The following is a 17054-nucleotide window of genomic DNA, read 5'->3' as shown; positions in this document are numbered from 1 at the left end:
GCATGCGGCTGCCAGCTGGGCCGCGAAGGCGGCGGCGGGCGCCAGCCCGGCGTGGGTGGCGGCGGCGTGCGGCCGCCCCACCAGCGCGGCTCGGGGTACCACGGCCGGTCCCGGTAGTAGCGCCCCCAGTAGCTGCCGATGGTGAAAGTGATGATCGGCACGCCGATGACCGCGGCATAGCCCGGCAGCGGCACCGGCGTTCCCTGGTAGGGATACTCGAGCACCGCCGCGTAGAGCCATCCGCGCAGGCCGTCGGGCAGCACGACATCGCACCAGCCGTAGCCGCGGGTGCAGCCCATCACATCCACCGGCTGGCCTTCGCCGAGCATGGCGACCACCGGGTAGCTGTTGCCGGGCCCCGCCATCAGGCTGACGCCGGCGCGCGTGAAGGCTTGCTGTGCCAATGCGCCCAGCGGCAGGGCCAGCAGTCCGGCCGCCACGCCTTGCGTCAGGCGCCACCGCCAGCGAAAGGACGGATGGTCTTGTTCTTGTTGTTTCTTCATGATGAAAGGGCTCCGAGGCATGCGGGCATGAGGCCGCGATTCGCCGCTTCTGTCAATCAGCCAAGGCCGCATCGCCGCGCGGCCGCAACAGGGATCAGCCGGCCAGCACGAGATCGGCGCCCTTCTCCCCGATGACGATGGCGGCGGCATTGGTGTTGGCCGAGGTCATCGCCGGTATGATGGAGGCGTCGATCACGCGCAGGCGCTCGATGCCGCGCACGCGCAATTGCGCATCGACCACCGAGCGCCCGTCGCCGCCCATGCGGCAGGTGCCCACGGGATGGAATACCGTGCCGCCCTTCTCGCGCGCGAAGCGCGCCAGCTGGGCGTCGTCCCGCACGCCGTTTCCGGGGAGGTATTCCTCGCCCGTCACCAGGTCGCGAAAGGGCGGCTGGGCGTAGATCTCGCGCAGCATCTTCAGCCCCTCCACCAGCACTTTCACATCGTGCGGCTCGGTGAGGTAGTTGGTGACGATGCGCGGCGGCGCCGCGGGGTCGGCGCTGCGCAGCATGACGCTGCCGCGCGACTCGGGCCGGCATTGGGCGGCCGAGGCGGAAAAGCCCGAGAACCCGTGCAGCGCATCGCCCGGCTTGTCGACCGACAGCGGCATCACGTTGAAGAGCACATCGGCGCGGCGGTCCTTGGCCGCTGCCGTGCGCACCATGCCGCCGACCTGCCCCGCGCCGACGGTGAGCGGTCCGCGCTGCTGGAACAGCCACTGCGCGCCCATCTTCGCCAGGCCCAGCGGGCTGCGCACCTGGTCGTTGAGCGACAGGCGCTGTCGCAGCTTGACGATGACGCGCGCCTGGTAGTGGTCCTGCAGGTTGGCGCCGACCTCGGGCGCATCGGCTTGCACCCCGATGCCCAGCGCACGCAGGGCGTCGGCCGGGCCGATGCCCGAGAGCTGAAGCAGCTGCGGCGTCTGCAAGGCGCCGGCGGAGAGGATGACCTCCGCGTCGGCTCGCGCGCTCGCAGGCTGGCCGTCTTCGCCCGCCCATTCAACGCCCACGGCGCGCCCCCCCTCGATCAATACGCGGCTGACCTGCACGCCGCAGCGGATCTGCAGGTTCGCGCGGTGCCGCACCGGCGCCAGGAAGGCAGTGGCCGCATCGCAGCGCCAGCGCCCGCCCAGCGTGAGCTGGTAGGCGCCCAGGCCTTCGTCCTGCGCGCCGTTGAAGTCGTCGCTGCTGGCAAAGCCCGCCTGCGCGCCGGCCGCCAGCCATGCGGCGCAGTAGGGATGGTCATTGCGCAGGTCCGACACGCGCAACTCGCCCGAGCCGCCATGGAACTCGGTTTCGCCGCCGTCGTAGCGCTCGGATTTCTTGAAGAAGGGCAAGAGCTCGCGGTAGCTCCAACCCGTGGCGGCGGAGCCTCCGGCAGCGCGCGCCCAGTCGTCGAAATCGGCGCGCTGGCCGCGGATGTAGATCAAACCGTTGATGGCGCTGGAGCCGCCCAGCACCTTGCCGCGCGGCCACACGATGCGCCGCCCGCCGGTCTCGGCTTGCGGCTCGGTCTCGAACTGCCAGGAAAAGCGCGTGTCGTAGATCGAGCGGAAATAGCCCACCGGCAGCCGAAGCCAGAAATGCCGGCTGGCGCTGCCAGCCTCCAGCAGCAGCACGCGCCGCCGTGGGTCGGCGCTCAGGCGGTTGGCCAGCACGCAGCCGGCGGAGCCGCCGCCGACGATGATGTAGTCGAAGCCTTCCGCTGCCGGCACGCTCATCCCGTCAAGCCTTGACCTGGGCCGTGAACAGCGACGGATCGAAGTACTGCCTGGCCGTCAGCGCGTTCTGGATGTTCGCGTTGGAGACGAAGAAGTCGGTCACCTGCTGCAGCCAGTTGGTCACCGTGCCGTCGGCGTACTTGGTGCGCCAGTCGGCCGACGAGTAGTACTTGCTGGCCTTGAACTGCTCCTTGAACTGGTCCAGCGGCACTTCCTTGTACTGCGACTTCTGCAGCGCAGTGGCAGCGCCGTCCGGGTCGCTGAACATGCGCTCGTTCGCCGGCAGCCAGCCGGCGATGATCTTGCCCAGCACCGGCTTGTTCTTCTCGAAGAAGTCGTTGCGCGCCGCCCAGCCGCCGACGATGGCCGCCTGCGGGAAGAAGGCCGAGGCGTCGATGACCTTCACGGCACCGGGGACCTTCTCGCGCACCGTGGTGTCGAAGGGCGACCACAGCGCCACCGCGGGCACCGCCCCCGAGATGAAGGAGGTCACCGCCTCCGACATGCGCTGATTGACGATGCGCACGTCCTTGGCCGGGTCCAGCGACACCGAGCGCAGCGCACGGTCCAGGAACACGTGCGCGGTGGTGCCGGTGGTGGTGGAGATCTGCTTGCCCTTCAGGTCGGCCAGTGTCTTGATGCCCGCCTCCGGGCGCACCCACAGCTGCGCCGTGGCGTATTCGATGTTGTTGATGAGAAAGACCTTGCCCTGCCCGCGCGCCGGAAAGTTCGACAGCACGGCGCCGGTGGCCAGCACGTCCAGGCTGCCGCCCACCATCGCCTGGAAAAGCTCGAGGCCGGTGGTGAACTGGCGCAGTTGCAGGTCCAGGCCCTGCTTGGCGAAGGTGCCCATTTCCTGGCCCAGCCAGATCTGCCCGTCGACCGCCGGCGTGTGCAGGTAGCCGACATTGACCTTGGTGCGCGCCTGTGCCCAGGCGGGCAAGGCGAGACCGGAGGCCGCCGTGGCGGCCAGCGCGGCGCCGCCGCGAAGGATGCTTCTGCGTTGGATGGACATGTCGCGTTTCCTTTCTTTCTCGTCTAGCTCTACCAGGAATCGATCTCCGGCATTCGGCGCCGGGGCACTGCAAGTTCAATCCGACAGGCGCACCTGCTGCTTCGACTGCGCGGCGTACTCCTGCATCACCAGCTCGCGAATCTGCGCACGCAGCTGCGCGAAGCGCGGGTCTTCGTGCACCGCCTCGCCGCGCGGGTAGCCGAAGGGCACCTCGATCACCGTGCGGATGCGCGCCGGCCGCGCGGTGACCACGACGATGCGCGAGGACAGGTAGATCGCCTCGTCCACCGAGTGCGTGATCAGCATCACCGTCTTGCCTTCGGCCTGCAGCACCTCCAGCAGCAGGTCCTGCATGGCGGTGCGGGTCTGTGCGTCAAGCGCGCCGAAGGGCTCGTCCATCAGCAGGAACTCGGGCCGCACGGCGTAGGCGCGTGCCAGTGCCAGGCGCTGGCGCATGCCGCCCGACAGGTGCTTGGGAAAGTGGTCGGCGAAATCGGCCAGGCCCATCAGGCGCATGTAGCGCTCGACGACGGCGGCATGCTCCGGCCTGGGCGTCTTGTTGGACGCGAGCCGCAAGCCGAAGGCGATGTTCTGCCGCACCGTGAGCCACGGGAAGACGCCGTATTCCTGGAAGATCACGCCGCGGTCCGGCCCCGGCCCCGAGACCTCTTTGCCGTCGAGCAGCACGCGCCCCCGCGTGGGCTGCAGGAAGCCCGCCAGCATGTTCATGAGCGTGGTCTTGCCGCAGCCCGAAGGGCCGATGATGGAGACGAACTCACCCTGGCAAATGTCCAGCGAGAGGCCGTCCAGCACGCGCATCGGCCCTTGCGCGGTGGGGAATTCGACCACCACGTTCTCGAAGCGCACGCGCGGTTCGGCTGCGGCACTGACGGGGGCGTTCACGGGGGCGTTCATCGCAGCGTTGCTCATGCCAGCCGGTCCTGCCAGGCCACCATGCGCCGCGTGGCGGCGCGCAGCAGCAGGTCCATCGCCAGCGCGATGAAGCCGATGCAGATGATCCCGACATAGATGATGTCGAGCTGGAAGAAGGCCGATGCGTTCTGGATCAGCGCGCCCAGGCCCTGCTGCGCCGCGATGAGCTCCGACGCCACCAGCGTGGCCCACGCCACGCCCAGCGCGACGCGCACCGCGGTGAGGATGTGCGGCACGGTCAGCGGCACGATCACGCGGCCGAAAATCTCCAGGTCGTTCGCGCCCAGCGTGCGCGCCACCCGCACGTAGATCGGGCTGATCTGCGCGATGCCCTCGTACATGACGATCACGCCGGCGAAGAAGGATGCGTAGAACAGAATCACCGTCTTGGCGATCTCGCCGATGCCGAAGTACACGATCACCAGCGGAATGAGCGCAATGGGCGGCAGCGCGCGGAAGAAGTTGATCACCGGGTCGATGAAGGTGCGCAGGCCCCGGTACCAGCCCAGGCAGAATCCCACCGGCACCGCCGCCAGCGTGCCCAGCGCCACGCCGATGAACACGCGCTGGGTGGACATGAGGATGTCCATGGGCAGCCGGTCCTGCATGAGCGCCGCAAAGCGCTGCGCCACCTCGTGCGGCGCGGGAACCAGCGCCGGGTTGACCAGGCCGCTGTAGCGCAGCGCATACCACAGCGCCAGCAGCAGCACCCACGGCAAGAGAATCAATGCAACTCGGCGCATGGCCGTGTTTCGGGGCATGGTGGTCCTGTCTCCTGGTCTTCGCCTTGCTTGCAATCGGAGTGGCGCGAGCCCGGTTCCTTCTGCTATATTGGTTTAAACGTTCTATAGACCATACCTTTAGATGGCTCAGGATGGCAAGCCCGAATTCACCCTACTTCGGCGACAACCCCACGCCGCGCTACCTGCAGCTCGCACAGCTGATGCGCCAGCGCATCGCGCGCGGTCAGTGGCCGCAGGGCCATCGCCTGCCCTCGCTCGATGAACTGGTCCAGGAGTTCGGCGTGGCGCGCGTCACCGTGCGCCAGGCGGTCGACATGCTGGCGCGCGACGGCCTGCTGTCGCCGCAGCAGGGCCGCGGCACCTTCGTCACCGGCCAGCCGAGCGAGCGCTGGCTCAGCGTGCAGACCTCGCTGGAATCCCTGGCGAGCATGTACGCCGACACCGAGCCGCAGATCGTCAACATCGACGAATCCACCAGCGCACCGGCGCTGCAGCCGGGCGAAGGCGTGCCGGCCGAGCGCTATGTGTTCATGCGCCGGGTGCACTCGCGCCAGGGCCAGCCCTATTGCGTGATCAACATCCACCTGGCCGAGCCGGTCTTCCGCCGCTCGCCCAGGCGCTTTCGCGACGAACCGGTGATTCCGATCCTGGTGGGCCTCAAGAGCCTGCGCATCGCCAAGGCGCACCAGGTGCTCACCATCGGCACCGCAGACATGGAAGTGGCGCGGCTGCTGGACGTGCCGGTCAATTCGCCCACGGCCGAAGTGCGCCGCATCTTTCGGGACGACAGCGACCGGGTCGTCTACCTGGGCGAAGTCACCTACCGCGGCGACGCCATCCACGTGGAGATGAACCTGTTGCCATGAACGAAACCGCCCTGCCCCGCGCGCCGCTTCGCATCGCCAGCGTTCAGGCGCACGTGTTCCGCTACCCGGTGAAGGTGCCGGTGCGCACTTCCTTCGGCACCATGACCGACCGGCCGGCGCTATTCGTGCAGGTGCAGGACGAAGACGGCGCCGAGGGCTGGGGCGAGGTGTGGTGCAACTTTCCGGCCTGCGGCGCGGAGCACCGGGCGCGGCTGCTGCACTCCGTGATGGCGCCGCTGCTGCAGGGCCAGGCCTTCGGCGGCCCGGCAGCGGCCTGGGAGTCGCTCACGCGCCAGACCGCGGTGCTGGCCATCCAGTCGGGCGAGCCCGGCCCCATGGCGCAGGCCATCGCCGGCATCGACCTCGCCCTGTGGGACCTCGCAGCCCGCCGTGCCGGCCAGCCGCTGTGGCGCTACCTGGGCGCTCAGCGCTCGCGCATTCCGGTCTATGCCAGCGGCATCAATCCGCAAGGATCGGTGGAGATGGCCCAGCAGATGCGCTCGGCCGGCCATTGCGCCTTCAAGCTCAAGGTGGGCTTCGGCGCCGAGCGCGACATCGAGAACCTTGCGGCGCTGCGACGGGAGCTGGGTGAATCCACGCCCCTGATGGCCGATGCGAACCAGGCCTGGACGCTGCAGGAGGCCCTGTCGATGGCGCCGCGCCTCGCGCCTTTGCACCTGGGCTGGCTGGAAGAACCACTGCGCGCCGACCGCCCCTGGTCCGAATGGCAGCAGTTGAAGGCCCAGGCGCCGATGCCGCTGGCCGGCGGCGAGAACCTGGCCGGTGATGAGGCTTTCGACGCCGCCATCGCGGCCAGGGTCTTCAGCGTGATGCAGCCCGACGCGGCCAAGTGGGGCGGCATCTCGGCCTGCTGGCCGGTGGTGCAGCGCGCCCGCGCCGCGGGCCTGCGCTACTGCCCACACTACCTGGGCGGCGGGCTGGGCCTGCTGGCCTCGGCGCATCTGCTGGCCGCCGCCGGAGGCGACGGCTTGCTGGAGATCGATTCCAACGACAACCCGCTGCGCAGCGCGCTCAGCCCGCAGCTCTGCGACATCGACGATGGCTGGGTCACGCTCGACGACGAGACACCCGGCATCGGCGCACCGCCGGACGTGGCCGGCGTGGCGGCCTCGGTGGCCCGGCCGGTCGCGCTTTCCTGAAACTGAAGGCCCGGTGGCTCAGGCCGCTTCGCGGTAGAAGCCGTTGGCCTGCACGCTGCGCGCCGCCAGCGGCTTCACCGCAGCGCCGATGGCCGCGATATGGTCCGGCGTGGTGCCGCAGCAGCCGCCGACGATGTTCACCAGCCCCTCGGCCGCGAACTCGTGCAACAGGCGCGAGGTGACTTCGGGCGTTTCGTCGAAGCCCGTGTCGCTCATCGGATTGGGCAGCCCGGCGTTGGGGTAGCAGCTGATGAAGGTGTCTTCCGCCACCTTGGCCAGCTCCTGGATGTAGGGGCGCATCAGCGCCGCACCCAGCGCACAGTTCAGGCCGATGGCCAGCGGCTGCGCATGCCGCACACTGTGCCAGAAGGCGGTGACCGTCTGCCCGCTCAAGATGCGGCCCGAGGCGTCGGTGACCGTGCCGCTGATGATGATGGGCAGGCGCTCGCCGCTCGCCTCGAAGTACTCGTCGATGGCGTAGAGCGCGGCCTTGGCATTGAGCGTGTCGAAGATGGTTTCCACCAGCAGCACGTCGGCGCCGCCTTCCACCAGCGCCTCGACCTGCTCGTAATAGGAAGCGCGCAGCTCCTCGAAGCCCACGTTGCGTGCGCCGGGGTCGTTCACGTCGGGGCTGATGCTGGCCGTCTTGGGCGTGGGGCCGAGCGCGCCGGCCACGAAGCGCGGCTTGTCGGGCGTGCTGAACTTGTCGCAGGCGGCCCGCGCGAGCTTGGCCGATTCGAGGTTCATCTCGCGCGCCAGGTCGGCCATCTTGTAGTCCTCCTGCGCGATGCGGGTGGCGCCGAAGGTGTTGGTCTCGATGAGGTCGGCGCCGGCGGCGAGGTAGCCCTCGTGGATGTCGCGGATCACGTCGGGGCGGGTGAGCGAGAGCAGCTCGTTGTTGCCCTTCACGTCGCGCTCGAAGTCCTTGAAGCGCTCGCCCCGGTATTGCGCTTCGGTGAGCTTGAAGCGCTGGATCATGGTGCCCATGGCGCCGTCGAGGATGGCGATGCGCTCGGCCAGGATGCCGGGCAATTGCTGGGCGCGGGTGTAGGCGATGGGCTTCATGCCCCCGATTGTAGGAAGCGGGACATCACCGACACGTCGGCTGGTTTTTGCGCAATGATTGAGCTGCACAACCGGAGGGAGAACACATGAAAACCGAACTTATCCATGCATTGACGGCGACCTTCGAAGGTCATGCGCAACAGACAGATAGTGGCATTGAGTATTGGCTGGCCCGCGATCTGCAGCACCTACTGGGCTATACCAAGTGGGACAACTTTCTGAACGTGGTGTCCAAGGCCAAGACCGCTTGCGAAGTCTCTGGACATGCCGTCGCCGACCCATCTTGCCGACGTCGGGAAATTGGTCGACCTCGGCTCCGGCAGCCAGCGCGAAGTGGACGACCTCATGCTCACCCGCTACGCCTGCTACCTCATCGCCCAGAACGGCGACCCCAAGAAGCAGGAAATTGCATTTGCCCAGACCTACTTCGCCGTCCAGACCCGCCGCGCGGAATTGATCGAGCAACGCCTGCTCGACGCCGAGCGCGTGTCTGCCCGCCGGAAGCTCAGCGCAACAGAAAAGGAACTCTCCGACGTGATCTTCGAGCAGACAGGCGGCACCCAGGACTTCGCGCTCATCCGCAGTAAGGGCGACCAAGCCCTGTTCAGTAAATCCACCCAGGCCATGAAGGCGCAATGGAAAGTGCCCGACGGCCGACCGCTGGCCGACTTCGCGCCGACCATCATCCTCTAGGCGAAGGATTTCGCCACCGAGATCACGATCTTCAATGCGCGCGAACACAAGCTGGGCAGCGAGCGCGCCATCTCCAAGGAGCACATCACCAACAATGAAGCCGTTCGCAACACCTTGTTGGAACGTGGCATCCGACCCGAAAACCTGCCACCGGCAGAAGACGTAAAAAAGGTCGAGCGGCGCATCGCTTCCGAAGACAAGAAGGCCCTGAAGAAACCCGGCGCGCTGGACACGTGACCATGGCCATCAAAAAGGCCCACACCCTCTCGTAGCCGACACCCTCAAGCGAGCGTGTCGCACAGCATCAAGGTGCCGGCCCTTCCACAAATGCAAGCACCGCCTCCAGCATCCTGCGCACATGCGGCTTCACGCCCGCCGCCACCTCGGGCAGGTAGTCGAAGGGCAAGGCCTCCTGCATGTAGCTCGACTGCGTCATCTCCAGCTGCACGGCATGCACGCCACCGGCCGGGTTGCCATGGTGGCGCGTGATGTGGCCGCCCTTGAAGCGGCCGTTGAGCACGCCGGTGTATCCGGTGGCCGACTTGGCAATGTTCAGCAGCGTCTGCGCCAGGGCCGGGTCGCAGCTGGCGCCGTCGGCCGTGCCCAGGTTGAGGTCGGGGAGCTTGCCTTCGAAGAAGCGCGGCAGCACCGAGCGGATGGAATGCGCGTCCCACAAGGCGGCCACGCCATGCGCAGCCTTGATGCGCGCGAGTTCCTCGGCCAGCTTGGCGTGGTAGGGCTTCCAGATCGCGTCGCGTCGCTGCGCAATCTCCTCTTCTCCTGGCAGATCCTTGGCGTCGGCATAGACGGGCGTGTCGTCGAAGGTGTCGACGGGGCACAGGCCCGTCACGCTCTGGCCGGGATACAGGCTCGCGCCATCCGGCGGACGGTTCAGGTCGATGACGTAGCGCGAGTGCGTGGCCACCAGCACCGAGGCGCCCAGTTCGTCGGCAAAGTCATACAGCTGCTCCAGGTGCCAGTCGGTGTCCGGCACATGGCGCGCCTCGCCGGTGAAGCGCGCGGCCAGCGCCGGCGGCACGTGGGTGCCGACATGCGGCATGGAAATGAGCAGCGGGCGCGTGCCCTGGCGGAAACGGAACGGCGGTTCCTGGGTGATGAAGAAGGCCATGGTATCGATCAATCCTTGAGAAGCTGGCTGCGCGCGGCGACAAAGCCCTTGGCAGCGTCATCGTGAAGTGCGTGGCGCCCGGCGCTCACGCGCTCGCGGCCCCCCACCCACACGGCATCGACGGCCGAGGTGCGGTGGCTGGCGAAGACGTGGGCCGAGAGCATGTCGGGCGCGCCCAGGCCTTGCAGCGCGAGGTGCTGCGCATCGAGCACGACGAAGTCGGCCCGCTGGCCGGCGGCCAGGCCGGCCACGGGGCGCCCCGCGGCCTGGGCCCCGCCCTGCACGGCCGCCAGCGTGAGGGCCGTGGCCACATGCGGCTGCGCGGCCGTGGCGCCAACGTTGCGCTGGCGGCTGGCGAAGCGCTGGCTGTATTCGAGCATCAACAGTTCCTCGGCCGCGTTGACGGTGGCATGGCTGTCCGAGCCCACGCCCCACGCGCCGCCGTGGTCGCGCCATTTGACGAAGTCGAAGATGCCGTCGCCCAGGTTGGCCTCGGTCGTGGGGCACAGGCCCGCCACGGCGCCGCTGGCGGCTCCGCGCCGGTATTCGTCATCGCTCATGTGCGTGGCATGCACCAGGCACCAGCGGGCGTCGACGGGCGCGTGGTCCAGCAGCCATTCCACCGGGCGCTGGCCGCTCCAGGCCACGCAATCGTCGACCTCCTTGGTCTGCTCGGCGATGTGGATGTGGATGGGGGCGCCTGGGTCCATGGCGCTCAAGCCGGCCACGGCATCGCGCAGTGCCGCGGGCGGCACGGCGCGCAGCGAGTGCGGCGCCAGGCCCAGGCGCGCGCCTTGCGCCTCGCACACCGGCTTGAGCGATTCGAGCAAGCCGAGCATCGACTCGGTGGAGCGGATGAAGCGGCGCTGCCCTTCGTTGGGCGGCAGCGCGCCGAAGCCGCTGGTCTGGTAGAGCACCGGCAGCAGCGTGAAGCCGATGCCAACTTTGGTGGCGGCGCGCAGGAGCGCCAGGCTCAAGGTCGCGTCGTCCGCATACGCACGGCCATCGGCCTGGTGGTGAACGTACTGAAATTCGCACACGCTCGTGTAGCCGGCCTCGAGCATCTCGGCATAGAGCCAGGTGGCGATGGCCTCCATGTGCTCCGGGCCCAGGCGCGCGGCAAAGCGGTACATGAGCGTGCGCCAGCTCCAGAAGCTGTCCTGCTCACCGGCGCGGTGTTCAGTCAGCCCTGCGAAGCCGCGCTGGAAGGCATGCGAATGCAGGTTGGGCATGCCCGGAATCACCGGGCCCTTGGCGACGGCCGCATCCTTGGGCCTCGATGTGCCGGCTTGCACCTGCGTGAGCTGGCCCGATGCATCCCAGGTCAGCAAGACATCCTTGGCCCAGCCGGTGGGAAGCAGCGCGTCTGACGCATGGAGAACCTTGCTCATGGCCGCATGCCCTCACCCTGCCCGTTCCCAGAGGGAGAGGGAAAGTACACGCGGCCCTGCCGCACCACGGCATGGATCGGGCGCTGGCCGAACCAGTAGGCCAGCTCGGCCGCCTCGCTCAGCTTCCAGAGCACGAAGTTGGCAGGCAGACCCACGGCGATGCGGCCATGCGTATCTTGCAGGCCCAGGGCGCGCGCCGCATGCTGCGTGACACCGGCGATCGCTTCGGGCACCGTCAGGCGGAACAGCGTGCACGCCATGTTGACCATCAGCAGCAGGCTCAGCGCCGGCGACGTGCCGGGGTTGTGGTCGGTCGACACCGCCATCGGCACGCCCGCTTCGCGCAGCGCCTCGATGGGCGGCAGGTGCGTGTCGCGCAGCGTGTAGTAGGCGCCGGGCAGCAGCACGGCCACGGTGCCGGCCTTCTTCATCTCCGCGATGCCCTTGGCCGACAGGTGCTCGATGTGGTCGCACGACAGCGCACCGTAGCGCGCAGCCAGCGCGGCGCCGTCCATGTCCGACAGCTGCTCCGCGTGCAGCTTCACCGGCAGTCCCAGGGCCTTGGCGGCCTGGAACACCTGCTCGGTCTCGGCCAGCGAGAAGGCGATGCGTTCGCAGAACACGTCGACCGCGTCCACCAGGCCTTCGGCCGCGAGCGCGGGGAGCATCTCCTTGCAGACGAGGTCGATGTAGTCCGCACTGCGGCCCGCGTATTCGGGCGGCAGCGCATGCGCCCCCAGGAAGGTGGTCTTCACCGTGACGCCGAAAGCCTCGCCCAGGCGCCGCGCCACGCGCAGCTGCTTGCGCTCGTGCCCGAGCGCCAGGCCGTAGCCCGACTTGATCTCGATGGCGCACACGCCGTCGGCCAGCAGCGCCTGCAGGCGCGCGGCGGCGGATTCGAACAGCTCGTCTTCGCTGGCCTCGCGCGTGGCGCGCACGGTGGAGACGATGCCGCCGCCGGCCTTGGCCACTTCTTCATAGCTGGCGCCTGCCAGCCGCATGGCGAATTCGTTGGCGCGGCGCCCGCCATAGACCAGGTGCGTGTGGCAATCCACCAGGCCCGGCGTGACGAGCGCGCCGCCGCCATCGTGCGTCGGCAGGGCGGCGTACGCCGCGGGCAGGGCCGCGCGTGCGCCGACCCAGCGGATATGGCCTTGCTCGACCACGATGGCGGCCGATGCGTTCGCATCGTCCAGTTGCACGTCGGGCGCTGCGCCGGGGGCCAGGCGCAGGCCGGTCCACAGGCCATCGGCCGAGGGGAATGCTTGGGTGTTCTTCATGTCCTTCTCTCTTGCACCGGCGGCCGGACGGGTTCAGGCCGGCACGATGCGCACCGCGGCCAGCCGCGCGTCGGCGCTGTCGGGCTGCACCTGCCATGCTCGCGGCTCGTCTTCCCAGCACCGTCCCTCGCCTTCGCCACACGGCTCCTCATTGAGCCGCCATCCGCCGCGCAAGGCAAGCAGCACGCCATGCGGCGCCGCGGCCAGCGTGGCGGCCTGTGCCAGCACCTGGACCTCGGCGCGCCATTGGCCGCGCCGCGTCATCACGTTGAAATCGTGCGATGCACCGCCCAGCAAGGTGCAATCGATGGCCTCGTCGCCGCTGAAGGAAAAGGGCGCGTGCGGCCGGTCGAGCCGGTGGTCGATACGGCCGTCCGACGTGAAGAGCCGCACACCGTCGCCTTCGAGCAGCATGATGCTGCGGTCGATGCCGGCGAACACCGAGAAAGGCCCGGGCGCCGCAATGCAGGCGATGCTCACGCGCCAGCCGAAGGCATCGAGGCCGGCGCCGGCCGGCCAGCTGGCAATCTGCTGCGTCGTGCCGCCGCCGTTCTTCCACGGCATGGCGGGCAGCGTGGCGCGCGAGAAGGCCTGCACGCTCATCGCACCAGCCCACCCTGGCGCAGCCGCTGCTCGAAGTGGCGCAGCACCAGCGTCACCGTGCCCGTGAGCACGAAGTACACCACCGCAATGGCCAGGTACACCTCCAGCGAGCGGTACGACACGCTGATGATCTTCTGGCCCTCGTGCATCACGTCGTGGATGGTGAGCAGCGACACCAGCGCCGAGTTCTTGATGAGCGCGATGAACTCGTTGCCCAGCGGCGGAATCATGCGCACCACCGCCTGCGGCAGCACGATCTGGCGCATGGCCTGCGCCGGCGTCATGCCCAGCGACAGCGCGGCCATGGTCTGGCCCTTGTCGATGGACTGGATCGAGCCGCGCACGATCTCCGACACATAGGCGCCCGAATACACGCCCAAGCCCAGCACGCCGCACACGAAAGCCGGCAGCAGGATGCCGAAATGCGGCAGGCCGAAGAACAGGATGAACAGCTGAACCAGCAGCGGCGTGCCGCGGATGGCCGCCACGTAGGCGGTGCACAGGCCGTAGAGCCAGCGCCGCTGCGGGTTCAGGCGTCCGATGCCGACCAGCAGGCCGAGCACGCAGCCCAACGCCAGCGCGCAGGCCGTGATCTCGACCGTGATCAGCGCGCCGCGCAGCAGCGCGGGCCAGCCTTCCCAGACTGGAGAAAAGTCCAGATCCATTCGCTACTCCATCGTGCAGCCGAGGCGGCCGAGCGCCGGGCCGCCCCAAGCCGGCCGCGCCTCCCCCTCGGGGGGTGGCGTTACACGTGCGCAGCGCGTGAAAAGCTGGGGGGTCGTCATTGCTTGAACCACTTCTTCACGATGGCGTCGTAGGTGCCGTCGGCCTTGAGCTTGGCGATGGCGCCGTTCACCGCCTTGGTCAGCTCGGGCGTGTCCTTGCGGATGGCCATGCCGTATTCCTCGGTGGTGATCTGCTCGGGCAGCACCTTCAGGCCGCCGCGGGTGCGCACGTACTGGTAGGCGGCGGGCTTGCCGGTGACGGCGGCGTCGGCGCGGCCGATGTCCACCAGGTTGAACATCTCCTGGTTCTTCTCGACTTCCATCAGCTGCACCTGCGGGAACTTCTCCTTGGTGTAGGCCACCGACTTGGTGCCCACCTGCACGCTGACCTTCTTGCCGTTGATGTCGGCCGGCGTCTTGATCGCCGTGTTGCCGTCCTTCACCATGACCACGAGGCCGCCCGCGTAGTAGGGCACGGTGAAGTCGACCACCTTCTTGCGCTCGTCGGTGATGTAGATGCCCGAGACGGCCATGTCGAAGCGCTTGGACACGAGGCCCGGCACCAGGCCCTTGAAGTCGATGTCGATCCACTCGATCTTGCGGCCCAGCACCTTGCCGATGGCCTCGACCAGCTCCACGTCGAAGCCGGTGCGCTGGCCGTTCTCCACGAACTCCATGGGCGGGAAGGTGGCGTCGGTGGCAACGCGCAGCGGCTCGCCCTGCGCCTGCGCGGCACCGGCCCAACCGAAGAATGCAAAGCCGGACAGGGCGGCGGCGACGAGGGTGCGGCGAGTGGTCATGAGTCTTCCTGGTGAATGGTTGAAGAAGAAGGAGGGAGAAGAAGAACAAGCCGCGCTACTGGAGCGCGCGCGAGATGCGGGCCGCCGTGACGACGGTCATGTGGATCAATGCAGCTTCCATGCCTTCGACGCGCGTGAGCGGCGCCATGAGCGTGATGGCACCGCGCAGCCGACGGCCGGCGCCGAGCACCGGTGCGCTGGCGCCCCACACGCCGGCGTCGACCTCGCCCTGCGTGACCGCATGGCCGGCCGCGCGGATCGCATCCAGCTCGGCCGCTCGCTCGGCGCGGCGCTCGGGCGGCTCGCCCAGCGCATCGAGCAGCGCGTCGCGCTGGTCGGTGGGCAGGTGGGCCATCAGGCACTTGGCGCTGGCACCGTCGCGGGCCGGCACGCTGCGGCCGCGGTCGAAGGAGCAGCGCAGCGACTGCTCGCTGTCGACCATTTCCAGGCACACGACGCGCTCGTTCACCATGGTGACCAGGGCCACGCTCTCGTGGCTCTGGCGGGCCAGCGCACGCATCTCGGTGCGCGCGGCCATCACCAGGTCGGAGTTGTCGTCGAAACCGCTGGCCAGCTGCACGCTGACCGGGCCGGGCGAGTAGCGCCCGTCGCTTTCCATGACGAAGCCCCAGCGCCGCAGCATGGCGATCTGCCGGTACAGCGTGCTTTGCGACAGGCCGGTGGTCATCGTCAACACATTACTTGATCATCGGCAGCTTCAGCCCGAACTTCTTGGCCGTGGCAATGGCCAGTTCGTAGCCGGCGTCGGCATGGCGCATCACGCCCGAGCCGCAGTCGTTGACCAGCACACGCGCCAGGCGCTTCTCGGCTTCGTCGGTGCCGTCGCACACGATGACCATGCCCGAGTGCTGCGAGTAGCCCATGCCCACGCCGCCGCCGTGGTGCAGGCTCACCCAGGTGGCGCCGCCTGCCGTGTTGAGCATGGCGTTGAGCAGCGGCCAGTCGCTCACCGCGTCGGTGCCGTCCTTCATGCCTTCGGTCTCGCGGTTGGGGCTGGCCACCGAGCCGGTGTCCAGGTGGTCGCGGCCGATGACGACAGGCGCCTTCAGCTCGCCCTTCTTCACCATCTCGTTGAAGGCCAGGCCCGCGATGTGCCGCTCGCCCAGGCCCAGCCAGCAGATGCGCGCCGGCAGGCCCTGGAAGGCGATGCGCTCCTTGGCCATGTCGAGCCAGCGGTGCGTGTGCTTGTTGTTCGGGAACAGCTCCTTGATCTTGGCGTCCGTCTTGTAGATGTCCTCCGGATCGCCCGACAGCGCCACCCAGCGGAACGGGCCCTTGCCTTCGCAGAACAGCGGGCGGATGTAGGCGGGCACGAAGCCGGGGAAGTCGAACGCGTTGGAGAGGCCTTCGTCGAAAGCCACCTGGCGGATGTTGTTGCCGTAGTCCACCGTGGGCACGCCCATGGCGTGGAAGTCCAGCATGGCCTGCACATGCACCTTGCAGCTTTGCGCGGCGGCCTTCTTCAGCGTGGGGTGCTGGCCCGGGTCGGCCATGGCGGCCTTCCATTCGCCGATGGTCCAGCCCATGGGCAGGTAGCCGTGGATGAGGTCGTGCGCCGAGGTCTGGTCGGTGACGATGTCGGGCCTGGGGCCGCCGGCCTTCGCGCGCTTGACCAGTTCCGGCAGGATCTCGGCCGCGTTGCCCAGCAGGGCGATGGAGACGGCTTCCTTGCGCCCGGTGTGGTGCTTGATGAGCGCCAGCGCGTCGTCGATGTCCTTGGCCTGCTTGTCCACGTAGCGGGTGCGCAGGCGGAAGTCGATGCTGGTCTGGTTGCACTCGATGTTCAGCGAGCAGGCGCCGGCCAGCGTGGCCGCCAGCGGCTGCGCGCCGCCCATGCCGCCCAGGCCGGCGGTGAGCACCCATTTGCCGGACAGGTCGTTGTTGTAGTGCTGGCGGCCGGCTTCGACAAAAGTCTCGAAGGTGCCCTGCACGATGCCCTGGCTGCCGATGTAGATCCAGCTGCCGGCGGTCATCTGGCCGTACATGAAGAGGCCCTTGCGGTCCAGCTCGTTGAAGTGCTCCCAGTTGGCCCACTTGGGCACCAGGTTGGAGTTGGCCAGCAGCACGCGCGGCGCGTTCTCATGCGTCTTGAACACGCCCACCGGCTTGCCCGACTGCACCAGAAGCGTCTCGTCGGCTTCCAGGTCCTTGAGCGAGGCCAGGATCTGGTCGAAGCATTCCCAGTTGCGCGCGGCGCGGCCGATGCCGCCGTACACCACCAGGTCTTCGGGCCGCTCGGCCACGTCGGGGTGCAGGTTGTTCTGGATCATGCGGAAGGGCGCTTCCGTGAGCCAGCTCTTGCACGACAGCTGCGTGCCGGTGGGCGCCGCGATCTTGCGGCTGGGGTCGTGGCGGGTGCCCACGGCAGCGGCCTGGGCGACGAAGGACTTTTCGGGTGCGTTCATGG

Annotated in this window: 18 protein-coding genes; 4 read left to right on the top strand and 14 right to left on the bottom strand. The window is 68.4% G+C overall.

Annotated elements, in window-relative coordinates:
* The 5 genes from VSO01S_RS09320 to VSO01S_RS09300 all read right to left on the bottom strand — a co-directional run.
* On the bottom strand, positions 1 to 503 hold a 503-nt coding region (locus VSO01S_RS09320), incomplete at its 3' end, for an SH3 domain-containing protein (RefSeq protein WP_153305190.1).
* A 94-nt stretch (positions 504 to 597) separates the two neighbouring features.
* Positions 598 to 2223: a GMC family oxidoreductase gene (locus tag VSO01S_RS09315; RefSeq protein ID WP_068641636.1), complete on the bottom strand. Its 1626-nt coding sequence runs from the start codon at positions 2221 to 2223 to the stop codon at positions 598 to 600.
* Positions 2224 to 2227: 4 nt separating this feature from the next.
* Entirely contained in the window at positions 2228 to 3238 is a 1011-nt protein-coding gene (locus VSO01S_RS09310; protein ID WP_068641635.1) for an ABC transporter substrate-binding protein, read from the bottom strand.
* A 75-nt stretch (positions 3239 to 3313) separates the two neighbouring features.
* Positions 3314 to 4153, bottom strand: a complete 840-nt coding sequence (locus VSO01S_RS09305; RefSeq protein ID WP_068641634.1) for an ABC transporter ATP-binding protein — start codon at positions 4151 to 4153, stop codon at positions 3314 to 3316.
* Positions 4154 to 4164: 11 nt separating this feature from the next.
* Positions 4165 to 4932: an ABC transporter permease gene (locus VSO01S_RS09300; RefSeq protein ID WP_068641632.1), complete on the bottom strand. Its 768-nt coding sequence runs from the start codon at positions 4930 to 4932 to the stop codon at positions 4165 to 4167.
* Positions 4933 to 5045: 113 nt separating this feature from the next.
* On the opposite strand from VSO01S_RS09300, the gene VSO01S_RS09295 reads away from it, so the two are divergent.
* The gene (locus VSO01S_RS09295; protein ID WP_068641631.1) at positions 5046 to 5780 is read left to right on the top strand and encodes a GntR family transcriptional regulator; all 735 of its coding nucleotides are present in this window, start codon (positions 5046 to 5048) and stop codon (positions 5778 to 5780) included.
* Entirely contained in the window at positions 5777 to 6940 is a 1164-nt protein-coding gene (locus VSO01S_RS09290; protein WP_068641630.1) for a mandelate racemase/muconate lactonizing enzyme family protein, read from the top strand. The genes VSO01S_RS09295 and VSO01S_RS09290 overlap by 4 nt, the downstream gene beginning before the upstream one ends.
* Positions 6941 to 6958: 18 nt before the next feature.
* Here the strand turns inward: VSO01S_RS09290 and VSO01S_RS09285 are convergent, their stop codons facing one another.
* Positions 6959 to 8005, bottom strand: coding sequence for a homocysteine S-methyltransferase family protein (locus VSO01S_RS09285; RefSeq protein ID WP_068641629.1), 1047 nt, complete (start codon positions 8003 to 8005; stop codon positions 6959 to 6961).
* Between the two features lie 264 nt (positions 8006 to 8269).
* Between VSO01S_RS09285 and VSO01S_RS27970 the strand changes: the two genes are divergently transcribed.
* Together VSO01S_RS27970 and VSO01S_RS28150 are read left to right on the top strand one after the other, a co-directional pair.
* Entirely contained in the window at positions 8270 to 8698 is a 429-nt protein-coding gene (locus VSO01S_RS27970; RefSeq protein ID WP_245684154.1) for a hypothetical protein, read from the top strand.
* 114 nt (positions 8699 to 8812) lie between these two features.
* On the top strand, positions 8813 to 8935 hold the full coding sequence (locus VSO01S_RS28150; RefSeq protein WP_281179821.1) for a hypothetical protein: 123 nt from the start codon (positions 8813 to 8815) through the stop codon (positions 8933 to 8935).
* A 67-nt stretch (positions 8936 to 9002) separates the two neighbouring features.
* Here the strand turns inward: VSO01S_RS28150 and hutG are convergent, their stop codons facing one another.
* From hutG to hutU, 8 genes are all read right to left on the bottom strand, one after another.
* Positions 9003 to 9827, bottom strand: a complete 825-nt coding sequence (gene hutG, locus VSO01S_RS09275; protein WP_068641649.1) for an N-formylglutamate deformylase — start codon at positions 9825 to 9827, stop codon at positions 9003 to 9005.
* Positions 9828 to 9835: 8 nt separating this feature from the next.
* Positions 9836 to 11218 carry a formimidoylglutamate deiminase gene (locus VSO01S_RS09270; protein WP_068641628.1) on the bottom strand — a complete coding sequence of 461 codons (1383 nt, stop codon included), beginning with the start codon at positions 11216 to 11218 and terminating at the stop codon, positions 9836 to 9838.
* Entirely contained in the window at positions 11215 to 12498 is a 1284-nt protein-coding gene (gene hutI, locus VSO01S_RS09265; RefSeq protein WP_068641623.1) for an imidazolonepropionase, read from the bottom strand. Before hutI ends, VSO01S_RS09270 begins: the two co-directional genes overlap by 4 nt.
* A gap of 33 nt (positions 12499 to 12531) precedes the next feature.
* Positions 12532 to 13101 carry a HutD/Ves family protein gene (locus tag VSO01S_RS09260; RefSeq protein WP_068641622.1) on the bottom strand — a complete coding sequence of 190 codons (570 nt, stop codon included), beginning with the start codon at positions 13099 to 13101 and terminating at the stop codon, positions 12532 to 12534.
* Positions 13098 to 13766: an amino acid ABC transporter permease gene (locus VSO01S_RS09255; RefSeq protein ID WP_068641619.1), complete on the bottom strand. Its 669-nt coding sequence runs from the start codon at positions 13764 to 13766 to the stop codon at positions 13098 to 13100. Before VSO01S_RS09255 ends, VSO01S_RS09260 begins: the two co-directional genes overlap by 4 nt.
* Positions 13767 to 13882: 116 nt before the next feature.
* Entirely contained in the window at positions 13883 to 14626 is a 744-nt protein-coding gene (locus VSO01S_RS09250; protein ID WP_068641617.1) for a transporter substrate-binding domain-containing protein, read from the bottom strand.
* A 55-nt stretch (positions 14627 to 14681) separates the two neighbouring features.
* Entirely contained in the window at positions 14682 to 15314 is a 633-nt protein-coding gene (locus VSO01S_RS09245) for an IclR family transcriptional regulator (protein WP_245684156.1), read from the bottom strand.
* A 10-nt stretch (positions 15315 to 15324) separates the two neighbouring features.
* Positions 15325 to 17052 (bottom strand): urocanate hydratase, encoded by a 1728-nt coding sequence (hutU, locus tag VSO01S_RS09240; RefSeq protein WP_068641615.1) that lies wholly within the window; start codon positions 17050 to 17052, stop codon positions 15325 to 15327.
* Between the last annotated feature and the right edge of the window lie 2 nt (positions 17053 to 17054).

Source organism: Variovorax soli NBRC 106424, assembly GCF_001591385.1.
Taxonomy (GTDB): Bacteria; Pseudomonadota; Gammaproteobacteria; order Burkholderiales; family Burkholderiaceae_C; genus Variovorax; species Variovorax soli.
The sequence above is the reverse complement of the archived record's forward strand: the minus strand, read 5'-3'. Positions and strand labels throughout refer to the sequence as shown.

Excerpts from the sequence above, each read along its gene's own strand:
- hutI (WP_068641623.1), bottom strand. The coding sequence starts at position 12,498 with ATGAAGAACACCCAAGCATTCCCCTCGGCCGATGGCCTGTGGACCGGC.
- VSO01S_RS09245 (WP_245684156.1), bottom strand. The coding sequence starts at position 15,314 with ATGACCACCGGCCTGTCGCAAAGCACGCTGTACCGGCAGATCGCCATG.
- hutG (WP_068641649.1), bottom strand. The coding sequence starts at position 9,827 with ATGGCCTTCTTCATCACCCAGGAACCGCCGTTCCGTTTCCGCCAGGGC.
- VSO01S_RS09310 (WP_068641635.1), bottom strand. The coding sequence starts at position 3,238 with ATGTCCATCCAACGCAGAAGCATCCTTCGCGGCGGCGCCGCGCTGGCC.
- VSO01S_RS09315 (WP_068641636.1), bottom strand. The coding sequence starts at position 2,223 with ATGAGCGTGCCGGCAGCGGAAGGCTTCGACTACATCATCGTCGGCGGC.
- VSO01S_RS09270 (WP_068641628.1), bottom strand. The coding sequence starts at position 11,218 with ATGAGCAAGGTTCTCCATGCGTCAGACGCGCTGCTTCCCACCGGCTGG.
- VSO01S_RS09255 (WP_068641619.1), bottom strand. The coding sequence starts at position 13,766 with ATGGATCTGGACTTTTCTCCAGTCTGGGAAGGCTGGCCCGCGCTGCTG.
- VSO01S_RS09290 (WP_068641630.1), top strand. The coding sequence starts at position 5,777 with ATGAACGAAACCGCCCTGCCCCGCGCGCCGCTTCGCATCGCCAGCGTT.
- VSO01S_RS09305 (WP_068641634.1), bottom strand. The coding sequence starts at position 4,153 with ATGAACGCCCCCGTGAACGCCCCCGTCAGTGCCGCAGCCGAACCGCGC.
- VSO01S_RS09295 (WP_068641631.1), top strand. The coding sequence starts at position 5,046 with ATGGCAAGCCCGAATTCACCCTACTTCGGCGACAACCCCACGCCGCGC.
- VSO01S_RS09250 (WP_068641617.1), bottom strand. The coding sequence starts at position 14,626 with ATGACCACTCGCCGCACCCTCGTCGCCGCCGCCCTGTCCGGCTTTGCA.
- VSO01S_RS09260 (WP_068641622.1), bottom strand. The coding sequence starts at position 13,101 with ATGAGCGTGCAGGCCTTCTCGCGCGCCACGCTGCCCGCCATGCCGTGG.
- VSO01S_RS27970 (WP_245684154.1), top strand. The coding sequence starts at position 8,270 with ATGCCGTCGCCGACCCATCTTGCCGACGTCGGGAAATTGGTCGACCTC.
- VSO01S_RS09300 (WP_068641632.1), bottom strand. The coding sequence starts at position 4,932 with ATGCCCCGAAACACGGCCATGCGCCGAGTTGCATTGATTCTCTTGCCG.
- hutU (WP_068641615.1), bottom strand. The coding sequence starts at position 17,052 with ATGAACGCACCCGAAAAGTCCTTCGTCGCCCAGGCCGCTGCCGTGGGC.
- VSO01S_RS09285 (WP_068641629.1), bottom strand. The coding sequence starts at position 8,005 with ATGAAGCCCATCGCCTACACCCGCGCCCAGCAATTGCCCGGCATCCTG.